The sequence below is a fragment of the Halalkalibaculum sp. DA384 genome (assembly GCF_043951955.1).
Classification (GTDB): Bacteria; Bacteroidota; Rhodothermia; order Balneolales; family Balneolaceae; genus JAMQKA01.
This window is the reverse complement of sequence record NZ_JBINJE010000085.1, coordinates 1-1,801: the sequence shown is the minus strand read 5'-3', so window position 1 is coordinate 1,801 and position 1,801 is coordinate 1. Positions and strand designations below refer to the sequence as shown.

General features: G+C 58.4%; 1 protein-coding gene. It reads right to left on the bottom strand.

Annotated features, from left to right (window positions below):
• The coding region (locus ACG2E4_RS18305) for a TonB-dependent receptor family protein (RefSeq protein ID WP_395277493.1) at positions 1–1,801 on the bottom strand (1,801 nt) is incomplete at both ends.

Here is a 1,801-nt window from a genome sequence, read left to right as displayed (position 1 = left end):
TTCTCCAGTTGATCCCGGCGGCCGGCTCGTAATAATTGCCTCCCGCGTTGACCACCACCGAACCGTTGTAACGGGCGTCAAAGATATTGTTGACCGCAACAAAGGGGCTCAGCCTCACATCGGCTCCCAGCTGAAGCTCGTTATAACTGGCCCGTCCATTGACGACCCAGTATTCCTCGTTGAACGCGGTATTCAGGTTGTCCACGGCAAATTCACTGACATGTTGCAGGTCGGTGGTTATCCACAGTTGACCGGGTCGCCAGTGCAGGGCGCCCGAAAACCGGTGCTCAGGGACTCCCGGAACGGCATTCCCGTCCAGGGAAACACTGTCGCGGGTAGAGGCCCGGTTGAAATAGGCGTCGGTAAAGTTGTAGGTGAGCTCGGCCTGCAGGCTGTGCGAAAACCGGTAGTTCAGGTTGGCCTCAATGCCCCGGTGGATTGTTTCGCCCTGGTTGCGGTAATAGTCGGGACCGTTAACTTCCAGCCGGTAGGGAAACAAAAGGTCGGTGATCCACAGGTTATAACCCGCAATATCAAATGAGAGCCGGGACGACCACAGCTGCCCGCGCCCGCCGAGTTCCAGCCCCACGGTCTTTTCAGGGCCCAGGTTGGGATTAAATCCGTTACCGCCTTCGGGCCGGTTGCTCAGCTCGTTGGCCGTCGGCGCTTCAAACCCGGTGCTGAGGTTGCTGTAAATGTCGACGGAGCCGAGCGAGTAATTCAGGCCAATTCCCGGACTGAGCGCCTGGAAGTTACGTTTGCCGGCAAGGGCAATTGAATCGGAGTCGGCCTCGAAACGGATCCAGTCATACCGGAGCGAACCGAGCAGTTTCAGATTTCCCACATCATAGGAAGCGGTCAAGAATCCGGCATGGTTGTTGACCTTTTCCACCTGGTCCAGGTCCACCGGTCCGCGCTTGTCGGGTTGATCGGCATCGGCGTCGTACTCAGTGCGGTCGTCGTGCTGGAGTTTGCTTTCCACCCCGATATTAACCGAAAGGTTCCCCATCTGCTGCTGAAGTGTGGCGCGTGCTCCGCCGGCTTTCCGCTGAAGGTCGATAACCCCGAACGGCAGCGGATTGTCAAGATCCCGGAAGGTGCCGTAGGCGGTGGCCTTGAAGAAACCGAGCGAGCTGGTATTTGAGAAGCTGATGCCTCCCTGTCCCTGGCTGATCTGCTTGCCGGCCCCGAAATTCTGGAAAAATCCGTTGGCCTGGGTGGGATCCTCCCGGACCTGCTGTCGGGTGAGACTGCTGGGATGTTCGGCTTCCGGCATGTTGGCGTATGCCCCGAAGTACTCGAGCCGGTTATCGGCATCCAGGTCGATCGCCCCGGTAACGCCCGCCCGGCCGATGCGGACTTTACTATGATCGCGGTATCCGGCTTGATTTAAGTATGAGGCATACCCGCTAACTCCATGATTGCCAAATTTTTGTGTAAACTGGACATCGGTCTTTTTGAGCCCGTACGATCCGACAGTCCCCCGAACCATGAATGGGGACTGGGTATTGGTTGGTGGGTTGGTATTCAGGTAGAGCACCCCGCCGCTGCTGTTGCCCCAGAACATCGAGGAGGGTCCCCGCACGAGCTCAGCCCGCTGAATAAAGGCCGGATCCACCACCGTGAGCATTGCCTGCCCGTCGGCCATCGTCAGGGGGATGCCATCCATTACCACCTGGATGCCCCGGACCCCGAACTGGGCGCGCCATCCTACGCCCCGAACAGTAATCCGTTCTCCCAGGGCGTAGTTTTCACGGTCATTGATCCATATGCCCGGCACCTGGGTGAACAGGTCGTCCAT